Below are 26,263 nucleotides of genomic sequence, written 5' to 3' on the forward strand. Positions count from 1 at the left end.
GGAAAGGGAAACGCCATGGGCACCCTGATCCGTCTGGCCTTGCGTCGCACCCTCACCCAGATCCGGCACGTCTCCCGCGTGCGCCCCGGGCACGGCGGCGACCTCGCCGTCGGCGTGCACCGGCAGGTTGAACGCGACTTCGGCATGCTCGCCCCGCCCATCGCCCTGCACACCGCGGCGCCCACCGCGCTGGCGGCCTCGTGGGTGCTGCTGCGCGAGTCGCTGGTGGCCAGTGGCGCGGTCAGCCGGGCGGTGAAGGAGGCGGTGGCCTCCGGGGTGTCCGAGCGCAACCGGTGCCCGTACTGCGTCGAAGTCCACTCGGCCACCCTCGCCGGGCTGTCGGGCCCAGCGGTGGCCGGATCATCCGATGTGGACCCCGCGGAGCTGGCCCTGGCGACCGAGTGGGCGCGCACCGGCGGCGGTGGCGGTACCGCACCGTTCTCCTGCGCGCAGGCCCCGGAGTACATCGGCACCGCGGTCACCTTCCACTACCTCAACCGCGTGGTCAGCGTCTTCCTCGGCGACTCCCCGCTGCCCCCCGCCATGCCCGCGGGCGCGCGCGAGACCGCCCGCCGGGTGCTCGGCCGGGTCATGCGCCCGCACGCGGCCAAGTCGCACCGGCCGGGCCGCTCGCTGGACTTCCTGCCCGCCGCCGCGCCCCCGCCCGACCTGGCCTGGGCCGCGGCGAACCCGGTCATCACCGACGCCTTCGCCCGCGCGTACAGCGCCGTCGACGAGCTCGGGGGCCGCGTGGTGCCCGCCGACGTGCGCGCCCTCGTCACCGCCGAACTGGACAACTGGGACGGCGCGCCGGTCGGCCTCAGTCGAGCGTGGGCCTACGACGCCGTCGCCGCGCTGCCGTCGGAGTCGCACGCCGCGGGAGTGCTCGCCCTGCTGACCGCCAAGGCCGCCTACCAAGTGGACGACACGATCGTGGACGACTACCGCGCCGGGCGGACCGACGCCGACCTGATCGCCCTGACCTCGTGGTCAGCCCTCGCCGCCGCGCGCAGGCTCGGCCAGGGGACGGCCGGGGTGACCCATGTCGACGGCCGCGCTTTCGCGGATTGCGCGTGCTCGACGCACCACTCGCTGTAGTCTTGGCAACCGCCATTCGCCGGTAACCGGCCCGCACGGGGTGGGGCCGGTCGGCGGGCAGGTCTGGGCCGCCGAGGGTGGTAGAACAGTAGAAGGGCTTCGGAGAGGCGCACAATGTGATCAGGGTCTTGATAGCCGAGGACATGCACATGGTCCGCGGGGCGCTGGTGGCCCTGCTGAACCTCGAACCCGATGTCGACGTGGTCGCCGAGGTCGCCTCCGGCGACGAGATCCTCTCCTTCGCCCGCTCCACCAACGCCGACGTCGCCGTCATCGACATCGACCTGCCCGGCAAGGACGGCCTCACCGCGGCCACCGAGCTGCACGAGCAGCTCCCCCAGTGCCGAACCCTGATCCTGACCAGCCTCGGGCGCCCCGGCACCCTGCGCCGCGCCCTGGCCGCCCGCGTCGGCGGCTTCCTGCTCAAGGACGCCCCCGCCGACAAGCTGGCCAACGCCATCCGCGGCGTGGCCGCCGGGCGGCGGGTGGTCGACGGCGACCTGGCGCTGGCCGCGTGGGACGGGGCGGACTGCCCGCTGACCGGGCGGGAGATCGAGGTGCTGCAACTGGCGGCGGGCGGGCTCAACGCCGTCGACATCGCCGCCCGGCTGTACCTGTCGGCGGGGACCGTCCGGAACTACCTGACGACGATCGTCAGCAAGCTCAACGCCCGCAACCGGGTGGACGCCATCAGGATCGCGCGGGAAGCCGGGTGGCTGTAGACCGGCAGTTTCGGGGATGGGAAATGTGCCGGGCGGCTCGGCCGTCAACGGTCGGTGCTGAGGGCACGCGTGGGATCGGTGAAAAGTGCCGGGGGGCTCGGGTTTCGATAACGGTCGGTGCTGGGGTGGCTTGGGTTTCAATGCTGGGGGTGGCTCGGGTTTCGGTGCTGGGGCTGACTCGGGTTTTCAACAACAGTCGGTGCTGGGGGCGCGCGTTGTTGGTGGCGGTGGGGTGGTTAGGGCGTTTTAGGATATCCCGAGAGGGTGGCGTTGTTGTGTGCAGGGGCGTGCTCATGGGGTCGTGACGCGCGTAGCGCGTCACGCTACGAAGGAACCCTGGCGCTGAGGCGGAAGGTGCCGTCGGGAGAGAGCCCGGCGGTCAGCTGACCGCCCAGCCGGGCCACGCGCGCGGAGAGGTTGCGCAGCCCACTGCCCCCCGGCGACAGGCCGGGCTGCCCGGCGACGCCGTTGTTGACGATCTCCATGGTGACCATCCGGTCGACCTGGCGCACGGTGATCTCGCAGCGGGCGCCCTTGGCGCTGTGGCGCAGCACGTTGGTCACGCCCTCGCGCAGCACGGTCGCCAGGACGGTGCGGACCTCGGGGCTCAGCTCCCCGTAGTGCATCTCCAGGCGCACGTCGACGTCCGCGGCGACGAGCACCGACTCCGCCGAGCGGGACTCCTCGTTGAGGGACAGCTCGCGGTAGCCGTTGGCCACCAGGCGCACGTCGGCCAGCGCCAGGCGGGAGATGTCGATGATCTCGGCCAGCTCCTGGCGGGCGCGGTCCTGGTCCACCGCCATCAGCCGCTGGGCCAGCTCCGTCTTCAGGGTGATGGCCGAGAGGCTCAGGCCGAGCAGGTCGTGCAGGTCGCGGGCGAAGCGCATCCGCTCGTCGGCCACCGCGATCCTGGCCAACTCCACGCGCGCGGCGCGCAGCTGGTAGACCGCGCGGCCCATCCAGGTCAGGCCGTAGACGACGAGCCCGGTGATCAGCAGGCCGCCCGCGGTGTTGGCGACGATCAGCGGGTGGACGAGGTTCGCGGCCTTGGCCACGGGAACGCTCACCAGGACCGCGATGAAGACCAGCCACCCCGCGGCGGGGCGCAGCAGCAACAGCGCCGAACCCGCGAGGAAACCGGGCACGCTCCACCACGCCGGACCGATCAGGAGCAGTGGCATGTACACCAGGAACGCCTGCAGGAGCAGCACCAGGTAGCTCATCGGCGGCCTGATGTGCAGGTCGACGCGGCTCACGTAGAACAGCTGGACGACCAGGGACGCGACGGCGAAACCCGCGATGATCAGCACCGTGCGCGCGTCCCGGCCGCCGAGCACGGCGATGAGCACCCCGGTCACCACGAACCCGATGAACACCGCGGGCATGAGCCAGCCCGCCAGCTGGCTGATCGCCCGCGGGGTCTGCTCGTCGGACGGGGAGGGGGCGAACTCGCCCTCGGCGCTCTGGCCCAGCGGCATCCGCAGCCGCAGCCGGGTGCCGCCCCCCTTGGCCAGCGTGGTGCGGCTCAGCGACCCGCCGACGGCCTGCACCCTGGCGATGAGGGTGTCGGCGGTGTCCGGCGGCGTGCACGGCAGCGTCGCCTCGCTCTCCTCGGGCTCGCCGTCGTCGACGATGTCGAGTTCGACCGCGTCGCCCGCCCGGCGCATCGTGATCGAGCAGGAGTTCACCGCCTCGCGCTGCAGGACCTCGGAGGCGCCCGCGCGCAGCACCGCGACCGCGAGGGTGCGCACGGGCACCGGTAATTCCCCGTGGCTGACGTCGATCCGGACATCGATGTCGGAATCGGCCAGAATGGATTCCACAGTGCGGGATTCCTCATTGAGCGAGGTCTCCCGGTAGCCGCTGGCGACCAGGCGGACATCGGCGAGCGCGTGCCGGGCGATGGTGAGGATCTCCCCCAGCTCGGCGCGGGCCCGCTCGGGCTCGGTCGCCATCACCTCCTGCGCCACCACCACCTTCGGCCCGACGGTGGACAGGCTCAGCCCCAACAGGTCGTGCAGGTCCCTGGCGAACCGCAGCCGCTCGCCTGCCACCGCCGCCTCGCCGAGTTCGGCACGGGCGGCGTGGACGAGCGTGATCAGCCGGGCCAGCCTGGTCAGGCCGTAGAACTCCAGCGCGCCCAGCGTGCCGCCCAAGAGCACTTCGCCCAGGTTGGACAGTGTGCCGCCGAGCAGCCACTGCACGAACACCATCACGCCGAGGACCAGGCCGAACATCGGCCAGCCGACGCGGGCGGGCAGCACCAGCACCGCGTTGGCCGCCAAGAGGACGGGCATTGCCACCCACGCCTGGCCGAACTGGGTCAGCGGCACCACGACGAGGAACGCCTGGGCCAGCAGCACCGCGTACGCCAGCGGGGCTCGGACCTGCGTCTCCGGTCTGCCAAAGTAGACCTGCAGTGCGAAAATTATCACCAGGTAGACTGCGGCCAGGACACATTCCCAGAACGGCGTGCCCGCGTAGACCACGAAGGTGAACGCGATCGCGCAGAACGCCGCGAAGGCGGCGAGCACGATCCCCCTGGCCACCTTCGGAGCCAGCAGCGGGGCACGCCAGATATCCCCGGGACCGCTCGCGTCGGCAGACGCGGCGTCGGACGACCGAGCGGGTTCCGTCACCGAGCCCTCCCCTCCCAAGGAATGACCGCAGAAGTCGAGCTGCCCTCACCGTCTGTGGTCATCTGGGATTATAGGGGGGTCCCAGACCGTGCTGAGCGGACTTGCCGGTTCCCGAAGACGAACTCGCCAACGCCCACTTCCGCTGGCCATTCCAGGCCCAATGCGGTATCGATGGCGTCCCCCGGGTCGATCGCGGGCACGCACGCCGCCAGACCCATCGCCGTCGCCGAGATGCACAGCATCTGCTGCAGGGCGCCGACGTGGGTCAGGGTCAGCGAGTACGCGATTCCCCCGTACATCCACGACGACCGCGCCACCCGCGCGGTGATCGTGATCATAGCAGGGGGCCAGTGCGCTCCCCCGGTCCCGATCATCGCGTTCTCCAGCACCTCGACCATGGCGGGCTCGGCGTCGCGCACCAGGGTCAGGGCGTGTTCCTGCGGGTTGTAGTGGAAGATTCCGCGCGGCAGCCCCGCGGCTTCGTTGACACACAAGTACAACTCGAGTTCGTAGAGCCCGTTGATGCTGAGGTACGGGCGGTCCGACACCTCGTAGACGTGGTCGCCGCCCGCCGAGGCGGGCGAGACCGACCGCACGCGGGCCGCCCGGAACAGCAGCTCGCCGACCTGGTCGGCGGTGACCGGGCCGCCCATCTCCTGGCACAGCCGGGTGTTCTCCACCACGGCGAGCAGCGGTGGGTCGCCCGCGGCCAGGTCCTGCGCGGAGGGCCGGTGCAGGGCGAACCGCGGCCCGGTCCGCGTCGTCTTGACCACCGACGGCGGCGGGGAGGTCTCCGCGTGCGGGAACGTGACCCCGGTGAGCCCGCCATGACGGCCCATCCTGGTGCGGGCGTGGAAGAGCAGGTCGTGGTGCGACCACCGGACCAGGGCGGGGTCGGCGTCTTCGGCGAAGCGCGGTATCGGGACGGGTTCGCGGTCCTGCCACCTGCCCAGCAGGACGATCCCGGTGGCCACCAGGTAGGTGACGATGTCGGCGACCACGTCCTGTTCGATGTCCAGGCCCAGGGCCAGTTCGGCGATGGTCGTCGCCGCACAGGTGGCCACGACGACGCGCGAGACCATGCGCCGGTGCAGCACGACCTGGAAGCGCGCCAGCGGCGACTCCACCAGCAGCTCGCCGTCGCTGCTGCGCAGGGCGGCGAACCGGGACAGCCGCACGGGCATGGTCGGGTCGACCTCGGCGAGGGCGAACGCCGCGTCGCGCGCGACGGGCACCACCGACAGCATCGGCGCGCCGCCGCTCGGCGCGCCGAGGGAGTGCACGACCGAGCCGCCCAGCTTGGCGAGCACGCGGTCGAGCCGCACCCACTTCTCCGCAGCCGTGTCGTTCTTCTCCGAGACCACGTTGTCCAGCGAGACCGGGCCCAGGCTCATCCGGTTCAGCGACTCCCGCGCCGTCCCGTCCGGGTCGTCAATCTTGATCTCACCCCAGCGGGTGATGACGACGACGTGGTCGTTGCCTTCGTCGCCCTCCACGAGGACGTCCTCGGACAACGACCACAACCGGATCCGCGGCGCGGACCGGCCGGACTCCCTGGACAATGTCTCGCTCCGATCACTTGTCGTCCTGCGCGCCGCGCGCGGTCACAGGAACATGGGCATGGGGTTCAGCTCCGAGTAGTCGGCGGGAACAGCGCGGTGTCCGAGCCGGACCGGAACGTCGTAGAGCCGCCCCGGGGCGAACCGGGACCAGAAGTGGCGCAGACCGGGCACCACGACCTTGGCCACCGGGAGGCCGACGTCCGGTCGGGTCTGGTCGAGCACCAGGACCTCGAGGCCGAGGGCCTCCAGCCTGCGCCGCACGGTGGTGACGTCGTCGAGCAGGTCGGTGGAGAAGTGCCGGGGGTAGTCCTTGGGGGTGCGCGGCGCCTGGGTGAGGTCGGCGCGCAGGTAGGGCTGGTTCGCGAGGGTGGCGGTCCGCCACCAGCGCACGGCGTCGGGGTCGTCGATGTCGTACTCGCCGTCGCCGCGGGCGGCGACCACCATCGGCATCATCTGGTTGAGCTCGGTCAGCGACCGGCGCAGCGCGAGGGCGGGGTCGAGGTGCGCGCCGAAGCCCATGACGATGTCCTCGGTGGGCGTGCCCGCCCGGCGCGAGAGCGCGACCATGGTGGGCACCCCGACGTCGGAGGTCAGGTCCAGCACCCAGACCTGGCGGCCGAGTTCGGCGTGGACCGCGCGGAGCCGGTCGATCCACGGGTCGGCGAAGGCGTCGAGGTCCACTCCCGGCACGCGGGTGCGGTTGTACCACCACAGCGCGACCGCGTCGCGTTCGACGAGTTCGAGCATCCCCTGGAGCACGGCGTCCTCCAGGCTGGACCCCGCGGCGTTGCCGTTGGAGTCCGGGCGCACCATGCCCGCCCCCGGCGCGCCGAAGTAGAGCAGGCCGGTGGGCAGCAGGCGGTGCCGCTGCTGGGTGAGCGACCAGATCGGGCTCCAGTCCAGCTCCGCCGCCGGGTCGAACGGCGCGCACACCCATTGGAACCCGGCGTGGGTGCGGTTCCACTCGGCTCGGTCGCGGTACTGGCGCTCGTCGTAGAGCATCACGTCGTTGGGGTGGATGGCGGGCTCGCCGAGGCTGAGCAGGCTGCCGCGGACCCGTGCCTGGTCCCCGTGGTATATCCCGGAGTACCGCTCGATGGCCTCGCACAGGGCGCCGACCTCGGCCTCGGCCGGGGTGGTCCCCTTGCCGCCGTTGGACATGCGCAGCGTCTCGCGCAGCACACCGAGGTTGGTGTGGGAGGCGACGTTCGCCCCGGAGCGGAAGGAGTTGAAGAACTCCGGGCCGCGCGAGTCCCTGGCGATCTCCTTGACGATGCCGGTCACCGGGCTCACCAGGTGGCCGTAGGCGGCCATCGTCTGCTCCGAGGACATCGCCCGGTATCCGCCGCCGCCCTCGGTCACCCGCGCGCGGGGCACCAGCCGGACCGGCTGGTGCCCGCGTGCCCGGACGATGTCGGGGTCGCCGCACGTGCCGCACTGCGGCCGGACCGGGAGCGCGTGGCGCTGGCCGGAGAGGTCGAGGGTGTCCAGTGTCCACACCGAACGCTGGTTCTCATGGCGGTACCCGGCAAGCCACTTGGCCGCTTCCATGGCGACCAGCTGGCTGGCGGCACCACTGCTCGGCGCGATCGCGACGATCGGGCTCGGGGCGGGGCCGGAGCGGCCCAGCGCAGTCTGGGCGCACTTCTCCGCCATCCGGTTGTCCCAGAGGCGCGTTGAGAGGCAGTGCCAGCACCCCGGCCGGGTCGGGTCGAAAACCGGACCGATCCACACCTTCGTGCCGACGGTCTTGGCGGGCAGCCACGGCCGTCCCGCGGCGCGCTGCTCGGCGTCGATCGCGGCGAAGGCCGGGTCGAGGTAGTCCGCGCAGAGCACGACGGTGAGGTCGGTGTCCCCAACCCCGCCGTCGGTGTGCACGACGAGCCCCGCGGCGCGCAGCGCTGATTCCGCCGCCGCGCCGCAGACCTCGCCCAAGACGACGAGCCGGACCGTGGAGCACGCGGTCTGGACCTCCGCGTTTCCCCCGTCGAGGCCCGCCGCCTCCCAATACGCCGCCGCGCAGGCGTCACCGTTTCCCGAATCGGACCGCAGGGAGATCAGGCCCGCGGCGGACAGCTTGGCGAGGACGCCCGCGGCCTGCTCGCGGGTGACGCCCACCGGCATGGACTCCAAGACGGTCGCCACATCGCGAGTACCGTCCAGCAGAGTCACGACCGACTCCACCTGGGCGCCTTGGAGCAGGGTCAAGTCGTGCTCCGAGAACAGGTAGGCACCTTCGGTGGCCGAGACCTCGGCCCTGATGTGCTGCTTGAAACCGACACGGGGAAGGTCTCCGGCGCCTGCGGCGGACATCAGGCAGCCAGGAGACTCGGGGCGTCGGCACCGCAGAAGGTGCTCATGGTGGAACTACCCGCGACCACCCCGGCGGAGTTGCTCCAGTAGTCGAAACGGTCGATCTCGATCTGCGCCGATTGGCTGCGTAAAGCGACGTCATCGAGGCCCAAAATCGCTAACTGTGCCCTCACGCTGTCCACTACGGCGGTGCTCATCACGGCACTCCAGTTTGTTTGGTGGGCGGAATCAGTGGGTAGTTAGATCTTCCGAGTCCGCACCCGAACACTGCCAGTGCAGGGCTCACCGGGGGCATGTGTCTTTTTCATACCCGCTGACCTCGGGATTCCTTGCCGAGGCGTGCCACGCGCACTGTCGCGGGCGGTGTATTGCTGAGACTGTCGGATGGGTCGACGAGCGGCCAGTCAACACCGGTCCCACACCTCTGGTCAATCGACTCGGCGAAGCAAAGTCGAAAATCCGATACAGCGCCCGAACAAAGTTCGACGAAAACCGTGATAGACCCAACGGAGTCCAACTGCGGACTAAGTCCAGTTAACGAACGGACGGGGGAGCCGCGATGACACCTTTCGCGCAAAAGGTCGACCTCGCCGGGGAATTATCCCAGGCGCTGGTGTCGGCGGAATTCGGTCCCTTCTACGGCACACCGTGCGCCGTGATGTCGCCGCTGTACAGCGCCCTGGACGCCGGGCCGGGCGTATTCACCGTGGCCCGGGAGGACAACGCGATCGGCGTGGCGGCCGGCGCGGCGTTCACCGGGCACAGCCCGGTGGTCCTGATGCAGAACCACGGCCTGGGCCCCTCGCTCGGGGCGATCGCCTCGCTCGTGGTGCCCTACCGCATCCCGATCCTGCTCGCGGTCAACGTGCGCTCCGAGCCCGAGGGCCACCCGGCCGAGGCGATGCTGCTCTCGCGCATCACCCGGCCGCTGCTGGACGGGCTCGGGCTGCACGTCGTCGAGTTCGACCCGGACAAGCCCGTGGCCGCGCAGGTGGACCTGGCCCGCGACGGGGTGCGTGATCGCCGCCTCCCGACCGCCCTGCTGATCCCCCCGGCGGCACTGGAGAGGAAGGCATGAACCGCACCGCCGCCATCCGCGCGATCATCGCGGCGACGACAGCCGAGCCCGTGGTGTTCACCACCGAGGCGAGCTGCCGGACAGCGCGCTCGATCGCCGACCGGCGCAACCACCTCTACCTGACCGCGGGCATGGGCATGGCCTCGTCGCTGGGCATCGGCGTGGCCATGCAGGCCCGCAGGACCACGGTCGTGGTCGACGCCTACGGCAGCCTGGCCCGCAACCCGATGGGCCTGATCACCGCCGGGACGCTGGCCGAGCTCCCGCTCGTGCACGTGGTGCTCGACGACGGCCTGTTCGCCGCGGCGCAGAACTCCAGCTCCCCGAGCGGACGCGCCGACCTGTGCGCGCTGGCCAGGGCGGCGGGCTACGCCTCGGTCACCAGCACGGCGCGGGCCGACCGGTTCGCCGCCCTGCTGCGCGGGCACATCAGCACGGCCACCCGGCCGGTGCTCCTGCGCTGCCTGCTCTCCGAGCCGGACGTGCCCGCGAATCCGGCGGCCGGGGAAGCCCGCGTCGCGGACCTGCCCGCGCACGCGCGCCGATTCCACGACACGCTCGTCGGCCTGCCGAGGACCGCCTGATTCGTGCGGTCCACACCGGTGTGCCCATGAATTATTCACACCCCTGATCGGAACCAATTCATCCGTCCCGATGACAGCGACACTTGAGCGCCGGACTCGGGGCCACGGACAATTGGCAGGTGGAGTCTCGCGCGAGTCGCGCTCCACCTGCCCCCCACTGGAGCACGACCACGAAAACGGGCGAAAGGAACGCGACAATGGACGAGACGGTCGTGCGAGCTGTCGAACGGGCCATCACGACAATGCGCGACGGCTTGGCGGACAACGTCACCATCGACGACTTGGCGCGGTCGGCCATGTTCAGCAAGTTCCACTTCTCCCGGGTTTTCAGGAAGGTCACCGGGGTCTCCCCCGGCAGGTTCCTTTCCGCGATGCGCCTCGAGGAGGCGAAACGGTTACTGCTGACCACCACGCTCACCGTGGCCGACATCAGCCACCAGGTCGGCTACAACAGCGTCGGCACCTTCAGCTCGCGGTTCCGCAGCAGCGTCGGCGTCTCCCCGATCACCTACCGGCACACCCGCGGCGCCACCACCGAGATGCCGGAGATCGGCCTCGCGGGGACGACCCCGCGGCCGACCGTGCGCGGGAACATCGCGGGCCCGGAGGACGGCCTGGCGGGCATGGTCTTCGTCGGCCTGTTCCCCACCCCGATGCTGCAGGGCTCGCCGGTGCGCTGCGCGGTGCTCGACCGGCCGGGCCCGTACACGCTGCACGACGTGCCCATCGGCAGCTGGCACGTGCTGGCCCACTCGGTGCCCCCCGGCTCGGAGGAGTCGCTCTCGACGCGGCCGTACCTGGGCACGCACGGCCCCATCACCATCCGGCCGAACATCACCGCGCGGCTGGCCGACCTGCGGCTGCGGCCGATGCGCACGTTCGACCCGCCGGTGCTCACCGCGCTGCTCGACGTCCGCTCCGCGGCCCTGTCGCGGCTGCGCAGCGCCCAGATGCGCGAAGCGGGCTGAGTTCTCCCCCAAGGCGCGGTCCCCGGACACCCCGGAGACCGCGCCTTTGCCATGGGCGGGTTTCCCTTGTCCACGGGGGAACACTCCTGACGGGGCCGGGGCCGCGCACAAGAGAACCCGGTGGCCCTGAGCCGGGCCACCGGGTTCCTCCGCCGCGCTATCCGCCTGTCGCGATCCTCGAGGTGGGCAGGGGTCTGCGCTACGTCTTGTCGTGCGGGGTCTTTCAGCTGTCCAGCGAGAACGCCCTGGCGAAGTCGTCGAGCAGGGCGGGGTCGCCCACGTAGGACAGGTTCTCGTCGGCGCGCAGCGAGTCGCCGGTGGCCTGGCCGGTCAGGATGTCCTTGACCGCCAAGCCCGGCTCGATGCGCAGGTCGGCGGCCAGGTTCGGGCCCTCGACCGCGGTGATGGCGCCACCGGCGATGGTGCCGCTGACGACCATGTCGTCGACCGTCATCTCGAAGCTCATCGAGATGTCGGCGACCGCGTCACCGCGGAAGCACGAGCGCACGGCCATGATGAGGCCGTTGATCGTGACGATCTCCTCGGGACGCGGGGTGTTGAGCGTGCGGGCGCCCCAGCGGCCGAAGGCGCGCATGACGCCGTCGAGCTCCTGGCCGTAGTCGGTCAGCTCATAGCGGACCACGCTCTCCTCGGTGGCCGACGGGGTCGCCTTGAGGACCCCGAAGTGCTCCATCTCCCGCAGCCGCGCGCTGAGGATGTCCGGGGACAGCAGCGGCAGGCCCTCGCTGAGCTCGCTGAAGCGCTTGGGACCGATGAGCAGGTCCCGGATGATCAGCATGCCCCAGCGCTCGCCGACCATCTCCGCGGCGTGCGAGAGCCCGCAGAACTGCCCGTACGTGCGGCGGTTGATGGACTGCAGCTCGCTGATGATGCCCTCGATCTGCGCCGGGTCCATCACGCCCATCTCGGTCTGCGCGTCGAGCAGGTCGGTGTCGGTCGCCGCCTGGTTGGCCGCGGTGAGCTGGAACTTGTCGCCCGTGATCGTGACGCCCTGCCGGTCCACGACCAACTTCCACTTGCTATCAGTCATTGCCCGCGTCCATTCCTCTCGTCCCGCATTTCGATGCGAGCCCGAAACCACACGCGTGCACCTGGGCCTCGCATCAGCCCATACTGCTGGCTAGGAGTCCGGAGCCGCATCTTTGCCCGTGCGTTCGGCCTTTTCGACCTCGCCCGCTTGATCCAGAATCGCAGAGGACAACCACCAGTGCGAGTGTCCCCCGAACCGGGGTGCCGGTATTCGGACACCATTGTTTTGTGACGGATTCCCGTCAGGGGTATGAATAGATCACGGATCGGACGCCATCCGGGGCCGATTACCGCCGGAGCCTCCGCCCACAACTCCCCATGTGCCCGGAACCGGCGCGTTCGGACGCATTCCCACCGCGGTGCGGGTTTGTGCGAACTTGCTCCGGAAAACACGGCAGCCACGCGATTGACGGCCGGCCCATCAGGCAAGACCCGCCGCGTGGTCGAGCCACCGCTCCGCCAAGGCGAGGCGGTCGGCGGTCTTGGTCCGCCACCGGGACTCCTGCACCCGGTGCGGGCCGGTCGCCAGGGACAGCACGACCGCCGCGGTCCGCCGGGCGAGGGCCGCGCCGTCCAACTCCGCGGCGAAGCGCTCCAGCAGCGCCGCGCCGAGGCGCTCGACGGCGGCGGCGCGGTGCGGGTGGATCTGGGTCAGGACACTCAGGTGGGCCAGCAGGCAGGCGGCGTCGTCGAGCCGCTCGCCGCGGCCCGCGGTGTCGATGTCCAGCAGACCGGTGACGACGCCGCCCGCGACCAGGAGCTGGCTCTCGTAGAAGTCGCCGTGCACGGCGACATCCGGCGACTGCGGCGCCGAGTGGTCCACCGCGGCGGCCACGGCCAGCGCCCTCGGCGCCAGCGCGGCGTCCGCGGCGGCGATCACCCCGGCGTAGTGGCGGGCCCGCTGCCCCCAGGTGCGCCTGCGCGCGCCGGTGGCCAGTTCGGCGGGCAGGCGCGCCAGCGTGGTGACGATGCTGTCCACCAGCGGGCCGGGCGAGTCCAGCGGGTCCACCGCGCCGGGCCGGACGATGTGGCCGCGCAGCGTGCGCCCCGGCAGGCCCGCCAGCAGCACGAGCCCGTCGGCCGACCAGCCCAGCGCGGGCGGGACCGGCACTCCCGCCGCCGATGCCAGGCGGTGCCGCCGGTGCAGTCCGCGGGCGCGGTCGGGCCGCACGGCCTTCACGTACAGCACCCCGCCCGAGGTGTTCGCCCGCACCACGGCGCGACGCCGCGGCCGGTAGGCCACCACCCGCACCTCGATCCGGTCGGCTTCCCACCCGATCCCCGCGCACACCCGCCGCAGCAGCGCCGGGTCGCACGCGACCGGCAGCCCGGGCAGGTCGGGGTCGTTGGGGAACCGCCACAGGGCCACCGACCCGATCCGCACCACCCCGGCGGGCAGCGGCACGGGCAGCGCGCGCGAGGACGCGCCCAGCACCTCGTCGGCCGTGGACCCGTCGGCCATCCGCAGCCGCGCCGCGTAGCCGACCGTGGTGCCCCGGCCGGGCTGGTGGTCGACCTGGGTGGCCGCCCAGTCCAGCAGCTCCACCCCCGAGCCGCGCAGCGCCGCGCCGATGAGGTCGCCTGCGGCGGGTCCGGTCAGCAGCGCCAGGTCGGTGGTCACCGCATCAGCATGGCGTGTCCGCCCCAGTTGGGCGTCGCGAATGGGAGAGCGTTCAATTCGCGGCCCGCGAACGTGGTCGGTAGGTGGCGAGGATGACACCGGTGGCCGTCGGCACGGACTCGACCAGATCTTGCCGACCTCGCGGGTTCGCGGGAGCGGGTCGGTCCCTGCCGTGTTCGGGACGAGGACTGATCCCTCAGGTGGCCGTCGGCTTGATGTGCCGGGTCAACTCGCGCGCGAGGCGGGCCGAGGGCAGCGACATCCGGCCCGGCCGCGGCGCCCACCCGGTGTCGTGGGTGGCGGCCCCCAGCGCGCTTTTCGCGGCCTTGTCCACCTCGACCGCGCCCAACCCGAGCACGGCCACCACGAGCCCGGGCTTGTCGGCGGCCCGGCGGACGAGCAGCCGCCCGCAGGCGTGCCCGAGGGTCGTGCGCGGGTCCGGCGAGGACACCCCGTCCCGGCCCAGCGTCACCGCGGCCGCGAACCCCAGCCCGGCGAGCACCGCGACCCACGACCAGGGGCCCGCGGTCACGAGGTGGGTGTCGAGGTAGTCCGTCGTCACGCCGGAAACCACCATCGTCACCAGGAATGCCGTGATCACGCAGGTCACGCTGTACACGACGGGGGCGACAGCCGCCCAGGCCCCGTTCTTCCAGACCAGCCCGGCGTCCCGCAGGTGCGTGTACCGCTTGCGGAGGTGCCCCTCCAGGTTCTTCACCACGATCTCCCGCAGCTTCGCGACGGGAGTGGGGATGACGCGCGTGGCCCGCAGCACGGCCTGCGTCACCGGATCGCCAGGACGCGCACTGGCGTTCGGCGCGGCACGCAGGTTGCCGCGCTCGTTGGGCACGAGCGAGCCCTGGGCGACCATGTCCGTGATCGCCGCGTCCACCGCCCGGCCCGGCCCACCGAAGAGCAGCCCCGCCGTCACGGAATCCCACTCCGCCTCGGCCTGCCCAACCGACCTCCCACGAGCCCGCACATGATCGGCGACGACCGGGGCCGCCACCATCACGACCAACACACCCCACAGGACGATCCACAACTGCACAGCACTCATGATCAGGGGACGCGCGACGCCCGCCCGCGTTCACCACGATCGGCACCCGACTGACCTGCGACACGAAACCAGGTCCGGGCAGCGGCCTGTGCTCCTCGGTGTGGGCGTACCGGCAGCGGCGTTGACCGGGGTGCGCGGTCCGCGAGCCGCTGGTGGTCTTGTCGCACCGGGTGGTGTGGTTGGGTGGCCCTGGGTGATCGGAGGTTGGCATGGATGGCGTGTTGGGGCCCGGTGATGTGCTGGCGGCGGCGGAGAGCGCCCCGCCGGGAGGGTCGGTCGAGGTCGTCGCGCGCGACTTGGCGAAGCGGCTGGGGGCCTTCGACGTGTCGTTCCTGTTGGTCGATCTCGCCGATGAGCGGCTGGTGCGGCTGACCTCGACCATGGAGGACCCGGACGGGCGCGTCGAGGATCTCGTCGATCTGCGGGGCAGCGCCTACGAGGAGGTGTTGCGCACCCAGCGGCCGTGGCAGGAGCGGGACTGCGACGAGGTGCGGGTGGTGCTGCCGGTGACCAACCGCGGCGACTGCGTCGGCGTGCTGGAGGTGACGGTGCCCGTGCTCGATGAGCAGGTGCTGGTCCAGTTGGGGCAGGCCGCGCACATGCTGGCCTACGTCATCGTCACCGATCGCCGCTTCACCGACCGCTACCACTGCGGCAGGCGCACCACCCCGGTGAGCCTCGCCGCGGAGATCCAGCACCAACTGCTGCCCACCGCGTCCTGCTGCGAGGCGGCCCAGTTCACCGTCGCGGGCGGCCTGGTGCCCGCCGACGACATCGGCGGCGACACCTACGACTACACCCTGGACCGCGACACCCTGTACATGTCGATCACCGATGCCGTCGGTCACGACGTGGCCTCGGCGCTGACCGCGACCCTGCTGGTCGGTGCGCTGCGCGGGGCCCGCCGAGACGGATGCGACCTGCCCGAGCAGGCGCGGCAGGCCAACCAGGCACTGCTGCACCACGGCCAGGGGTCGCTGGCGACCGGGCAGCTGCTGCGCGTGGACCTGCACACCGGAGCGGTCGAGCTGGTCAACGCCGGACACCCCGCGCCGCTGCTGCTGCGCGACGGCGTGGTCGAGCCGGTCCAGCTGGAGATCGACCCGCTCTTCGGCTTCGCCCCGCACCAGTACCGGGTGCAGCGGCTGGACCTTCGCCCCGGCGACCGGCTGGTGCTGCTCACCGACGGCATGGTCGAGCGCGCCGCCGCCGACGCCGACCTGCCCGCGGTGATCCGCCGCACCGAGGGGCTGCACACCCGGGAGGTGGTGCGGGCGGCGACCAGGGCGGTGCGGCACGCCTGCCGCGACCAGCTCCAGGACGACGCCACCGTGCTGTGCCTGGACTGGCACGGGACCGACCGCACCGAACGCCAGGCCGACCACGGCGCCGACACGGACACCGCCTCACCCGGACGGTCACACCCCAACCACGGCTCGTAGCCCACCACCGAGCCCGTCGTGGCCGCCCACCAGCGGCCGACGTGGCGGCGCTGTCCCTTGTGCGAGCGAACCGGCGTGTCGAACCGCCGGACAGGCATGACGTTTCGCAACCGTGCGCAAGAGGTTGCAGCGAAAGGGTCTTGCCAGCTGCCTCCCGACATGATTGTGTGCACCAGCCTGGCGGAACCCGCCCTGCAAGGACTTGCGACGACAAGGAGGTCGCCCATGGGTCGGCGCCTGAGGTCTGCCCTGGCCGTGCTCGTGGTCGGCGCCGGGGTCATCGTTCCCGGACAGCCCGCGGTGGCGCAGGAACCCGTGGGGCCGCTGGCGGTCGGTGAGGTCACCGACATCGGCGCGGGCACCCGGGCTGGCGATGACGCCCTGGCCCGCGACGCCCTGCGCGGGGACCTCAGCGGCGAACGGTTCTACTTCGTCATGCCCGACCGCTTCGCCAACGGGGACCGGCGCAACGACCGGGGCGGCTCCCCCAGCCGCGACCGCCTCGTCCACGGGTTCGACCCCGCCGACAAGGGCTTCTACCACGGCGGCGACCTCAAGGGCCTGCGGCAGAAGCTGGGCTACCTCGACGGCATGGGCGTCACCGCCATCTGGATGACCCCGATGTTCGCCAACCGCTGGGTGCAGGGCAGCGGCGCGGACGTCTCCGCGGGCTACCACGGCTACTGGACCACCGACTTCACCCGCTTCGACCCGCACTTCGGCACCACGGAGGACATGCGCGCGGTGATCGCCGAAGCGCACCGCCTCGGCCTGAAGGTCTTCTTCGACATCGTCGCCAACCACACCGCCGACATCATCGATTACGCCGAGGGCAGGCGCGAGTACATCAGCACCGGCGCGCAGCCCTACCTCGACGCCGCGGGCAACCCCGTCGACATCAAGGCCGCCGCGGGCGAACCGGACTTCCCCAGGCTCGACCCGGCCATCTCCTATCCCTACACGCCGGTCTTCCGCGGCGAGGCCGACCGCACCGCGAAGACACCGGCCTGGCTCAACGACCCCGCGCTGTACCACAACCGCGGCGACTCGACCTTCAGCGGCGAGTCCACCGAGTACGGCGACTTCTCCGGCCTCGACGACCTCATGACCGAGGACCCGCGGGTGGTCGAGGGGATGAAGGACATCTTCACCTCCTGGATCGACACCCTCGACATCGACGGCTACCGGGTCGACACCGTCAAGCACGTCAACATGGAGTTCTGGCAGGCGCTGGCCCCGCACGTGAAGTCCTACGCGGCGGGCAGGGGCAAGCGGGACTTCTTCGTCTTCGGCGAGGTCTACAGCTCCGACACCGCGCTGACCTCCAGCTACACCACCACCGGCGGCATGCAGTCCACTCTGGACTTCCCGTTCCAGAGCGGCGCGCTGACCTTCCTGGCGGGCAAGGGATCGGCCCGCCTCGGCGAGGTGCTGCTGGAGGACGACCGCTACACCGACGCCGACTCCAACGCCAACTCCCTGCCCACCTTCCTCGGCAACCACGACATGGGCCGCATCGCCTGGCAGCTGCGCCAGGAGCGCCCGGGCATCACCGACGCCGAGCTGCTGGAGCGCCTGCGCCTGGGCAACGCGCTGATGTACCTCTGGCGCGGCAACCCGGTGGTGTACTACGGCGACGAGCAGGGCATGGCGGGCTCGGGCGGGGACAAGCTGGCCCGCCAGAGCATGTTCGCCAGCAGCACCCCGGAGTACGCCGCCGAGGCGTTCGTCGGCGGTGGGCGCACGGGCGCGCAGGACAACTTCCGCCCCAACCACCCGCTGTACAAGCAGCTGCGCGAGCTGGCCGACTTCGTCGACCGCGACACCGTGTGGCGCACCGGGAACCAGACCCTGCGCCTGGCCGAGGGCGACGTGATCGCCTTCAGCCGCACGGACAGGAGCAGGCTCCAGGAGTTCGTCGTGGTGGCCAACTCCGGCGCCGCGGCCGCCGAGGTCGACGTGCCGGTCGCCGCCCCGAACCTGCGCTACAGCACCGTCTTCCCCGGCCGCGGCGCCGGTCCGGTGTCCTCGGCGCAGGGCACCGTGCGGGTGAGCGTGCCGCCGATGTCGGCGCTGGTGCTGGAGTCGGCCAACCGCGTCCCGGCGGGCGGTATCAGCCCGACGCTGGTCGCCCCGGCGGCGGGAACCGTGCTGAACGAGCGGGTCGAGCTGCGCGCCGACGGCGTCAACGCGGCGTTCGCGCAGGCCACCTTCGCCGCGAAGGTCGAGGGCAGCGCCGACTGGACGGTGCTGGGCACCGACGACACCGCGCCGTACCGGGTGTACGCCGACGTCGCGGGCCTGCCGGGGGCGTCGGCGGGCAAGCGGGTCGAGTTCCGGGTCGTGGTCGCCGACGGCCACGGCGGGCTCGGCGCGGACGGCGCGGGCGTCACCCTGGTCCCCGCGCCGCCCTCGGGCGGCCCGTCGACCGGCAGCCCGGACTGGCTGGTCGTGCACTACCGGCGGACCGCGGGCGACTACGACGGCTGGAAGCTGCACGTGTGGGGCGACGTCGAGCAGCCCACGGACTGGGCGGCGGGCGTGCCCTTCGCGGGCGAGACCCCGTACGGCCGGTTCGCGTGGGTCAAGCTCAAGCCGGGCGCGCGCTCGGTGGGCACCGTGGTGCACAAGGGCGACGAGAAGGACGGCGGCGACCGGGTCATCGACCCGGCGGTCACCCCGCAGGTGTGGGTCGACCAGGGCAAGGCCGACGCGTACCCCAGCGAGGTCGCCGCCACCGGGCGGGTGACGGTGCACCTGCGCGGCGACGCGGCGGGAGCCGTCGTGCGCGCCGCGGGACGGGACGTGCCCTTCGCCGCCCGCGACGGTTTCGGCGCGGTCGCCACCGTGCCCGCGACGAGCGTCCCGCTGGACTTCAGCGTGGTCAGGGACGGGCAGGCGGTCGCGAGCGGCAAGGCCACCGGCGGATCGGCGTGGGTGGTCGGCGACCGCGTGCACCCCAGCCGCGCCGCCGCGGAGAACCGCGCGGTCATCCACTACCACCGCCCCGACGGCGACTACACCGACTGGGTGCTCTACCACTGGACCGGCTCGCTGGAACCGAGCCCCGGGTGGACGCAGTCGCGGCCCAAGGACGGCGAGGACGGCTTCGGCATCACCTGGTCGGTGCCGCTGGCGCCGGGCGCGGCCGGGCTGAGCCACATCATCCACAAGGGCGACACCAAGGACCCGGGCGCCGACCAGTTCCTCGACGTGGGCAGCACCGGGCACGAGGTGTGGTTCGTCTCCGGCTCCGCCCGCCAGGACGGCACGGCCTCCTACGTGCTGCCGCCGTCGACCGCCCCCGCGGCCGACGCCGACCTCGGCACCGCGAAGGCGGTGTGGGTGAGCCGCGACCGGCTGGTGTGGGACGTGCCGGTGGCCGCCTCCGACGGCTACCACGTGCGCTACGACCCCGCGGGCGGCGTCAGGCTGGTCGACGGGCGCGTCGTCGGCGGCAGGTTCCTGCGCTTGATCGCCGACGGCACGCTGGACGACGACCGGTTCCCGCACCTGGCGGGCAAGCCGGTGTTCAAGGTCCGCGACACCACCCGCATCGATGAGGCCATCGGCGCCCAGCAGGTCGCGGTGCACGTCGACGCCAACGGCGGGCTGCGGCACGCCACGGGCACCCAGATCGCCGGCGCCATCGATGACCGCTACGGCGCCGCCACCGCCCTGGACTACCGCCCCACCGTCTCCGGGGACAAGGCGTCGGTGCGGCTCTGGGCGCCGACGGCGACCGCGGTCACGCTGCGCCTGTTCGGCACGGCGCCGCCCGCCAGGGACGCCGCGCCCGCCGAGGTCGTGGCGCTGAGCAGGGACGCGGCCACCGGGTCGTGGTCGGGCCGGGGAGCGTGGCGGGACCGGTACTACCAGTTCGAGGTGACCGGGTGGTCGCCGTCGGAGCGCGAGGTCCGCACGGTGGTGGTCACCGACCCGTACTCGGTGGCGCTGTCGGTGGACTCCACGCACTCCCAGTTCGCCGACCTCGCCGCCGCCACCCCGCCGGGGTGGGACACCGAGGTCGCGCACGGCCTGGGCGCGGACCCGACCGAGCACGGCATCACCGAGCTGCACGTGCGCGACTTCTCCATCGCCGACGCGTCCGTGCCCGAGGCCGAGCGCGGCACCTACCGCGCCTTCACCCACCGCGACTCCGCGGGCATGGCGCACCTGCGCGCGCTGGCCGACGCGGGCCTGGACACCGTGCACCTGCAGCCGACCTTCGACATCGCCAGCATCCCCGAGCGCCGCGCCGACCAGACCAGCCCGGCGTGCGACCTCGCCGCGCTGCCGCCGGACTCGGCCGAGCAGCAGGAATGCGTCACGGCCGCCGCCGCGGCCGACGGGTTCAACTGGGGCTACGACCCGCTGCACTTCGATGTGCCCGAGGGCGCCTACGCCACCGACGACGCCCAGTCCGGCCCGGCGCGGGTGCGCCAGTACCGGGAGATGGTGCAGGCGCTGCACGGCAACGGGAACAAGGTCGTGGTGGACGTGGTCTACAACCACACCACCGCCTCCGGTGACGCGGCGTCCTCCGTGCTGGACAAGGTCGTCCCCGGCTACTACCAGCGCCTGGACGCCCTCGGCGCGGTCGCGACCTCCACCTGCTGCGCCAACACCGCGCCGGAGAACGCGATGATGGGCAAGCTGGTCGTGGACTCGGTGCTGCACTGGGCGCGGACGTACAAAGTGGACGGCTTCCGGTTCGACCTGATGGGCCACCACCCCAAGGCGAACATCCTCGCCGTGCGCGCCGCGCTCGACACCCTGACCGTCGAGCGCGACGGGGTGGACGGCGGCGCCATCCGGCTCTACGGCGAGGGCTGGGACTTCGGCGAGGTGGCGGGCAACGCCCGGTTCACGCAGGCCACGCAGCCGAACATGGCGGGCACCGGCGTCGCCACCTTCAGCGACCGCCAGCGCGACGCCGTCCGCGGCGGCGGCCCCTTCGACGCGGACCCCCGCGTGCAGGGCCTGGCCTCCGGCCTGGCGGGCGACCCCAACGGCGCCCCGGCCAACGGCGACGCCGCGCGGCAGCACGCCCGCCTGGTCAACTACACCGACCTGGTCAAGCTCGGCATGGCGGGCAACCTCGCCGACTTCGGCTTCCTCGGCACCGGCGGCGCCCGGACGACCGGCAAGGACGTGGACTACAACGGATCGCCCGCGGGCTACGCCGCCGCGCCCGGGGAGATCGTCAACTACTCCGACGCCCACGACAACGAGACCCTCTACGACGCGCTCGCCATGAAGCTGCCTGCGGACACGCCGATGACCGACCGGGTGCGGATGCAGAAGATCGCGCACGCCCCGGTCCTGCTCGGCCAGGGCCAGCCGTTCCTCCTGGCGGGCAGCGAGTTCCTGCGCTCGAAGTCCCTCGACCGCAACAGCTACGACTCCGGGGACTGGTTCAACGGCTACGACCCGACGCTGGCCACCTCCGGGTTCGGCCGCGGCCTGCCCCCGGCGGCGGACAACCGGGACAAGTGGCCCTTCCACGGCCCGCTGCTGGCGGACCCGGCCCTGCGCCCCGGCCAGGCCGACATGCGCGACAGCGTCACCGACACCCTGGAGCTGCTGCGCCTGCGCGCGTCGTCGCCGCTGTTCACCCTGGCCGACGCGGCCCAGGTGCAGGCCAAGCTCAGCTTCCCGGCCGCCACGGCGGGCATCGTCGTCGCACACCTGGACGACACCGCGGGCCGCGACGCCGACCCGGGCCGCGCAGGCCTGCTCGTGGTGGTCAACCCCTACCCGAGCGCCCAGACCGTCACCACCCCGGCGGCGGGCTGGACCGCGCACCCGCTGAGCGCCGACGCCGCCGACACCGAGGTCACCGCGACGACCGCGACCGTCCCGGCCCGCTCGGTGGTGGTCCTGCAGCGCTGAGCCCCGGCCGCTGAGGAGCCCCTCGCCCGGTGGGCGGGGGGCTCCTCAGCGCGTCAGGACCGCACCAGCCGCGCGATGGCGGCCGAGGCTTCCTTCACCTTCAGGTCGGCCTCCTCGCCGCCCGCCGCGGCGGCCTGGACGACACAGGTGGCCAGGTGCTCGTCGAGCAGCTCCAGCGAGAACGACTGCAGCGCCTTGGTCGCCGCGGAGACCTGGGTGAGGATGTCGATGCAGTACTTGTCCTGCTCCACCATCCGCTGCAGGCCGCGGATCTGGCCCTCGACGCGGCGCAGCCGCTTGAGATAGGCGTCCCGGTTGTCACCATCGATGGCCACGGCGGTCCCTCCTCGCGCATCCGAATGCCGAGAATACCGCCGAGGGGTACCGGCGGGCCCCCGCCGGGCGCAACCGTGACCCGCGGACCGGTGCCATATTGGTCTAGACCTTGACTCGTCTAGACCAATGGTGGTTCAGTGGACGAGAGTTCTCCTGCGTCCCCTGCCCACACAGGAGTGGCAATGTCCCGAAAGCACATCATCGCAGCACTCTGCGCCGCGGCGGCCGCCGTGGCGATGGCCGTCCCGCTGGCCACCTCCGCCGCCGCCGCGGCCTGCGTCGGCGCGTGGAGCGCCTCGGCGGTCTACACCGGCGGCCAGACCGCCTCGCACAGCGGTCGCAACTGGGCGGCGAAGTGGTGGACCCAGGGCGAGACGCCCGGGTCGGCCGCCGTCTGGGCCGACAACGGCGCCTGCGGCGGGACCACCCCGCCCCCGGGCACCTGCAGCGCCCCCGACTGGGTGGCGGGCCGCTTCTACCGCGCGGGCGACATCGTCCGCTACACCGACGGCCGCCACTACATCGCCGAGCACGACAACCCGGGCTACGACCCGGTCATCAGCACCTGGTACTGGAACCCGCACACCTGCTCGGGCAACCCGCCCACGACCACGACCCAGCCGCCCAACAACGGCGGGTTCGTCGTCTCGGAAGCCCAGTTCAACCAGATGTTCCCGAACCGGAACCCCTTCTACACCTACGCGGGCCTGACCGCGGCGATGAGCGCCTACCCCGGTTTCGCCAAGACCGGCACCGACACCATCCGCAGGCAGGAGGCGGCCGCGTTCCTGGCCAACACCAGCCACGAGACCGGCGGCCTGGTACACATCGTCGAGCAGAACCAGGCCAACTACCCGCACTACTGCGACACCGGCCAGCCCTACGGCTGCCCGGCGGGCCAGGCCGCCTACTACGGCCGCGGCCCGATCCAGCTGAGCTGGAACTTCAACTACAAGGCCGCCGGGGACGCCCTCGGCCTCGACCTGCTGCGCAACCCGTGGCTGGTGCAGCAGGACTCGGCCGTGGCGTGGAAGACCGCGCTCTGGTACTGGAACACGCAGAACGGCCCGGGCACCATGACCGGGCACGCGGCGATGGTCAACAGCCGCGGCTTCGGCGAGACCATCCGCAGCATCAACGGCTCGATCGAGTGCAACGGCGGCAACCCGGCCCAGGTCCAGAGCCGGGTGACCACCTACCAGCGGTTCACCCAGCTCCTGGGCGTGAGCCCGGGCGCCAACCTCTACTGCTAGGCCGTGTTTCGGGTGTGGGCCGCGCACCCACACCTGAACACGATCTAGCCCGGGTACACCAGGTCCCGCACGTCGGCGTAGCGCTCGCGCACCGCCGGGACCGGATCGGCCTCGCACCGGACGGTCCCGGCGCTCGCCCACCCCGGGGGCTCGTCACCGCCCGCCAGCGCCCACGCGGCCTGGCGGGCGGCGCCGTCCGCGGCGTACTCGCCGGGCTCGGGGACCAGCACGGGCCGCCCGAACACCGCGGGCGCGATCGCGCGCACGGCCGCCGACCGCGCGCCGCCGCCGACCAGGACCACCCGGTCGGCGCGGGCGCCGGTGGTGATCAGCGCGTCGATGCCGTCGGCCAGCCCGCACAGCACGCCCTCGACCGCGGCGCGCGCGATGTTCGCCGGGGTCGAGTTCGACAGGGTCAGCCCGTGCAGCGTGCCGGTCGCCGACGGCCGGTTCGGCGTGCGCTCGCCCTGCAGGTACGGCACGAACACCACCCCGCCCGCGCCCGCCGCCGCCGACAGGGCCAGCTCGCCGAGCCGGTCGAGGTCCACGCCCAGCATCCCCGCGGTCGTCGTCAGGACCAGCGCGGCGTTGAGGGTGCACACCAGCGGCAGGTACCGCCCGGCCGCGTCGGCGAACCCGGCGACCAGCCCGGAGGGGTCCGCGGCGGGCACGGCGCTGGGGGTGAACGCCGTCCCCGACGTGCCGATGGAGACCACGACGTCACCCGGCGCGGCGCCCACGCCCAGCGCCACCGCCGCGTTGTCGCCCGCGCCGGGGGCCAGCAGGGTCGGGCCGGCCGAGCCGACCGCCTCGGCGGGCCCGGCGACCCTGGGCAGCTCGGCGCGGTGGCCGAGAGCGGCCTCCAGGAGGTCGTAGCGGTACTCCCCCGAGGCGGGTGAGTAGTAGCCGGTGCCGCTGGCGTCGCTGCGGTCGGTGGTGATCGGTCCCCGCCCGCCCAGCCGCCAGGTCAGCCAGTCGTGCGGCAGCGCCACGGTCGCCGTCCGCGCGGCGTTGTCGGGCTCGTGGGTCAGCAGCCAGCGCAGCTTGGCCACCGTCAGCGAGGCGATCGGCACGGTGCCGACCGCGCTCGCCCACGCCGCCGGGCCGCCGAACTCGGCGACCAGGTCGGCCGCGGCCCCCGCCGAGCGGGTGTCGTTCCACAGCAGCGCGGGCCGCACGACCTCCCCGCGCCCGTCCAGGCACACCATGCCGTGCTGCTGCCCGGCCACGCCCAGCGCGGCGACGTCGTCCAGGCCGCCCGCGGCGGTCAGCGCCGATTCCAGCGCGCCCCACCAGTGGTCCGGGTGCACCTCGGTGCCCTCGGGGTGCGGCGCCGCGCCGGAGCGGACCAGCGCCCCGGTCGCGGCGTCGCGCACGACCACCTTGCACGACTGGGTGGAGGAGTCGACGCCCGCGACCAGCGCCATCAGCGGGCCCCGAGCAGGTGCTCGGCGGCGAGCTGGGCGAGCGCGACGAAGCCGTACCCCCGCTCGGCGGCCTTGTCGATGTCGAAGTCCTCGAAGGCGGCGCGGTCGGCGAGCAGGTCGGCCACCGACTCCCCCGCGTTCAGCGTCGGCGCGGCCAGCTCGTCCACCCCGGAGACGACCAGCGCCTCCCGCACGCGCGGGTCGGCGCGGAACGCCGTGGCCCGCTCGCGCAGCAGCAGGTACATGCTCATGTTCGCCGCGGCGCTGGTCCAGACCCCGGCGGCGTCCTCGGTGCGCGTGGGCTTGTAGTCGAAGTGCCGCGGCCCGGTGTAGCCGCCGTGCTCGAGCAGGTCGACCAGGAAGAACGCGGAGAGCAGGTCGCCGTGCCCGAAGACCATGTCCTGGTCGTAGCGCGGGCCCTTCTGGCCGTTGAGGTCGATGTGGAACAGCTTGCCCGCCCACAGCGCCTGCGCCACGCCGTGGACGAAGTTCAGCCCGGCCATCTGCTCGTGCCCGACCTCGGGGTTCACGCCCACGATGTCACCGTGCTCCAGCTCGGCGATGAACGCCAGCGCGTGGCCGATGGTGGGCAGCAGGATGTCCCCGCGCGGCTCGTTGGGCTTGGGCTCCAGCGCCAGGCGCAGCCCGTAGCCGCGCTCCTTGATGTAGGCGGCGACGGTGTCGATGCCCTCGCGGTAGCGGTCGAGCGCGCTGACGACGTTCTTGCCCGCGTCGGTCTCGCTGCCCTCGCGGCCGCCCCACAGCACGTAGGTCTCCGCGCCCAGCTCGGCGGCGAGGTCGACGTTGCGCAGGACCTTGCGCAGGGCGTAGCGGCGGATGGCGCGGTCGTTGTTGGTGAAGCCGCCGTCCTTGAACACCGGGTGGGTGAACAGGTTCGTGGTGGCCATCGGCACCACCATGCCGGTCTCGTCCAGCGCCTTGCGGAAGCGGGTGACGGTCTCGGCGCGGACGGTGTCGTCAGAGCCGAAGGGGATCAGGTCGTCGTCGTGGAAGGTGACCCCCCAGGCGCCCAGCTCGGCGAGGCGGCGCACGGACTCGACGGGGTCCAGCGCGGGCCGGGTGGCGTCGCCGAACGGGTCGACGGCGCGCCAGCCGACGGTCCACAGACCGAAGCTGAACCGGTCGGCGGGAGTGGGCTGAGGTGCCACGGCGAACCTCCAGAGGGCTGGCGACGTTTCGTTCGGACACTGAACT

18 protein-coding genes are annotated in these 26,263 nt (G+C 72.3%); 8 read left to right on the top strand and 10 right to left on the bottom strand.

Annotated elements, in window-relative coordinates; genetic code table 11:
- Positions 1-15: 15 nt before the first annotated feature.
- Both ACTG9Q_RS26325 and ACTG9Q_RS26330 read left to right on the top strand, forming a co-directional pair.
- Positions 16-1,098 carry a carboxymuconolactone decarboxylase family protein gene (locus ACTG9Q_RS26325; RefSeq protein ID WP_455575591.1) on the top strand — a complete coding sequence of 361 codons (1,083 nt, stop codon included), beginning with the start codon at positions 16-18 and terminating at the stop codon, positions 1,096-1,098.
- 116 nt (positions 1,099-1,214) lie between these two features.
- Positions 1,215-1,820: a response regulator transcription factor gene (locus ACTG9Q_RS26330; protein WP_455575592.1), complete on the top strand. Its 606-nt coding sequence runs from the start codon at positions 1,215-1,217 to the stop codon at positions 1,818-1,820.
- 323 nt (positions 1,821-2,143) lie between these two features.
- On the opposite strand, the gene ACTG9Q_RS26335 is transcribed toward ACTG9Q_RS26330, so the two are convergent.
- From ACTG9Q_RS26335 to ACTG9Q_RS26350, 4 genes are all read right to left on the bottom strand, one after another.
- Positions 2,144-4,459: a sensor histidine kinase gene (locus ACTG9Q_RS26335; RefSeq protein ID WP_455575593.1), complete on the bottom strand. Its 2,316-nt coding sequence runs from the start codon at positions 4,457-4,459 to the stop codon at positions 2,144-2,146.
- Positions 4,460-4,527: 68 nt separating this feature from the next.
- Positions 4,528-5,973, bottom strand: a complete 1,446-nt coding sequence (locus ACTG9Q_RS26340) for a SagB family peptide dehydrogenase (RefSeq protein ID WP_455575594.1) — start codon at positions 5,971-5,973, stop codon at positions 4,528-4,530.
- 90 nt (positions 5,974-6,063) lie between these two features.
- The gene (locus ACTG9Q_RS26345; RefSeq protein WP_455575595.1) at positions 6,064-8,334 is read right to left on the bottom strand and encodes a TOMM precursor leader peptide-binding protein; all 2,271 of its coding nucleotides are present in this window, start codon (positions 8,332-8,334) and stop codon (positions 6,064-6,066) included.
- The gene (locus tag ACTG9Q_RS26350) at positions 8,334-8,531 is read right to left on the bottom strand and encodes a hypothetical protein (protein ID WP_455575596.1); all 198 of its coding nucleotides are present in this window, start codon (positions 8,529-8,531) and stop codon (positions 8,334-8,336) included. The genes ACTG9Q_RS26345 and ACTG9Q_RS26350 overlap by 1 nt, the downstream gene beginning before the upstream one ends.
- A gap of 362 nt (positions 8,532-8,893) precedes the next feature.
- Here ACTG9Q_RS26350 and ACTG9Q_RS26355 point away from each other — a divergent pair, with 362 nt between their 5' ends.
- The 3 genes from ACTG9Q_RS26355 (at position 8,894) to ACTG9Q_RS26365 (ending at position 10,964) form a co-directional block, all read left to right on the top strand.
- Positions 8,894-9,412 (top strand): hypothetical protein, encoded by a 519-nt coding sequence (locus tag ACTG9Q_RS26355; protein WP_455575597.1) that lies wholly within the window; start codon positions 8,894-8,896, stop codon positions 9,410-9,412.
- Complete coding sequence (locus ACTG9Q_RS26360; protein ID WP_455575598.1) at positions 9,409-9,996, top strand: thiamine pyrophosphate-dependent enzyme; 588 nt, start codon at positions 9,409-9,411, stop codon at positions 9,994-9,996. The genes ACTG9Q_RS26355 and ACTG9Q_RS26360 overlap by 4 nt, the downstream gene beginning before the upstream one ends.
- Positions 9,997-10,193: 197 nt before the next feature.
- The gene (locus ACTG9Q_RS26365) at positions 10,194-10,964 is read left to right on the top strand and encodes a helix-turn-helix transcriptional regulator (protein ID WP_455575599.1); all 771 of its coding nucleotides are present in this window, start codon (positions 10,194-10,196) and stop codon (positions 10,962-10,964) included.
- 223 nt (positions 10,965-11,187) lie between these two features.
- On the opposite strand, the gene ACTG9Q_RS26370 is transcribed toward ACTG9Q_RS26365, so the two are convergent.
- The 3 genes from ACTG9Q_RS26370 to ACTG9Q_RS26380 all read right to left on the bottom strand — a co-directional run bounded on the left by ACTG9Q_RS26370 (position 11,188) and on the right by ACTG9Q_RS26380 (position 14,686).
- On the bottom strand, positions 11,188-12,015 hold the full coding sequence (locus ACTG9Q_RS26370; protein ID WP_455575600.1) for a winged helix-turn-helix transcriptional regulator: 828 nt from the start codon (positions 12,013-12,015) through the stop codon (positions 11,188-11,190).
- 420 nt (positions 12,016-12,435) lie between these two features.
- Positions 12,436-13,635, bottom strand: coding sequence for a phosphotransferase family protein (locus ACTG9Q_RS26375; protein WP_455575601.1), 1,200 nt, complete (start codon positions 13,633-13,635; stop codon positions 12,436-12,438).
- A 196-nt stretch (positions 13,636-13,831) separates the two neighbouring features.
- Positions 13,832-14,686, bottom strand: a complete 855-nt coding sequence (locus ACTG9Q_RS26380; RefSeq protein WP_455575602.1) for a TIGR04222 domain-containing membrane protein — start codon at positions 14,684-14,686, stop codon at positions 13,832-13,834.
- Positions 14,687-14,904: 218 nt separating this feature from the next.
- On the opposite strand from ACTG9Q_RS26380, the gene ACTG9Q_RS26385 reads away from it, so the two are divergent.
- Both ACTG9Q_RS26385 and pulA read left to right on the top strand, forming a co-directional pair.
- Positions 14,905-16,137 (top strand): PP2C family protein-serine/threonine phosphatase, encoded by a 1,233-nt coding sequence (locus ACTG9Q_RS26385; protein ID WP_455575603.1) that lies wholly within the window; start codon positions 14,905-14,907, stop codon positions 16,135-16,137.
- Between the two features lie 225 nt (positions 16,138-16,362).
- Positions 16,363-22,032: a pullulanase-type alpha-1,6-glucosidase gene (gene pulA / locus ACTG9Q_RS26390; RefSeq protein WP_455575604.1), complete on the top strand. Its 5,670-nt coding sequence runs from the start codon at positions 16,363-16,365 to the stop codon at positions 22,030-22,032.
- Positions 22,033-22,085: 53 nt separating this feature from the next.
- Here the strand turns inward: pulA and ACTG9Q_RS26395 are convergent, their stop codons facing one another.
- Entirely contained in the window at positions 22,086-22,367 is a 282-nt protein-coding gene (locus ACTG9Q_RS26395) for a metal-sensitive transcriptional regulator (RefSeq protein ID WP_455575605.1), read from the bottom strand.
- Between the two features lie 183 nt (positions 22,368-22,550).
- On the opposite strand from ACTG9Q_RS26395, the gene ACTG9Q_RS26400 reads away from it, so the two are divergent.
- Positions 22,551-23,621 carry a glycoside hydrolase family 19 protein gene (locus tag ACTG9Q_RS26400; RefSeq protein WP_455575606.1) on the top strand — a complete coding sequence of 357 codons (1,071 nt, stop codon included), beginning with the start codon at positions 22,551-22,553 and terminating at the stop codon, positions 23,619-23,621.
- 44 nt (positions 23,622-23,665) lie between these two features.
- Here ACTG9Q_RS26400 and xylB read toward each other — a convergent pair whose 3' ends face one another.
- On the bottom strand, positions 23,666-25,048 hold the full coding sequence (xylB, locus tag ACTG9Q_RS26405) for a xylulokinase (RefSeq protein ID WP_455575607.1): 1,383 nt from the start codon (positions 25,046-25,048) through the stop codon (positions 23,666-23,668).
- Complete coding sequence (gene xylA / locus ACTG9Q_RS26410) at positions 25,048-26,217, bottom strand: xylose isomerase (protein WP_455575608.1); 1,170 nt, start codon at positions 26,215-26,217, stop codon at positions 25,048-25,050. Before xylA ends, xylB begins: the two co-directional genes overlap by 1 nt.
- Positions 26,218-26,263 lie beyond the last annotated feature (46 nt).

This window comes from Actinokineospora lacus (assembly GCF_053813445.1).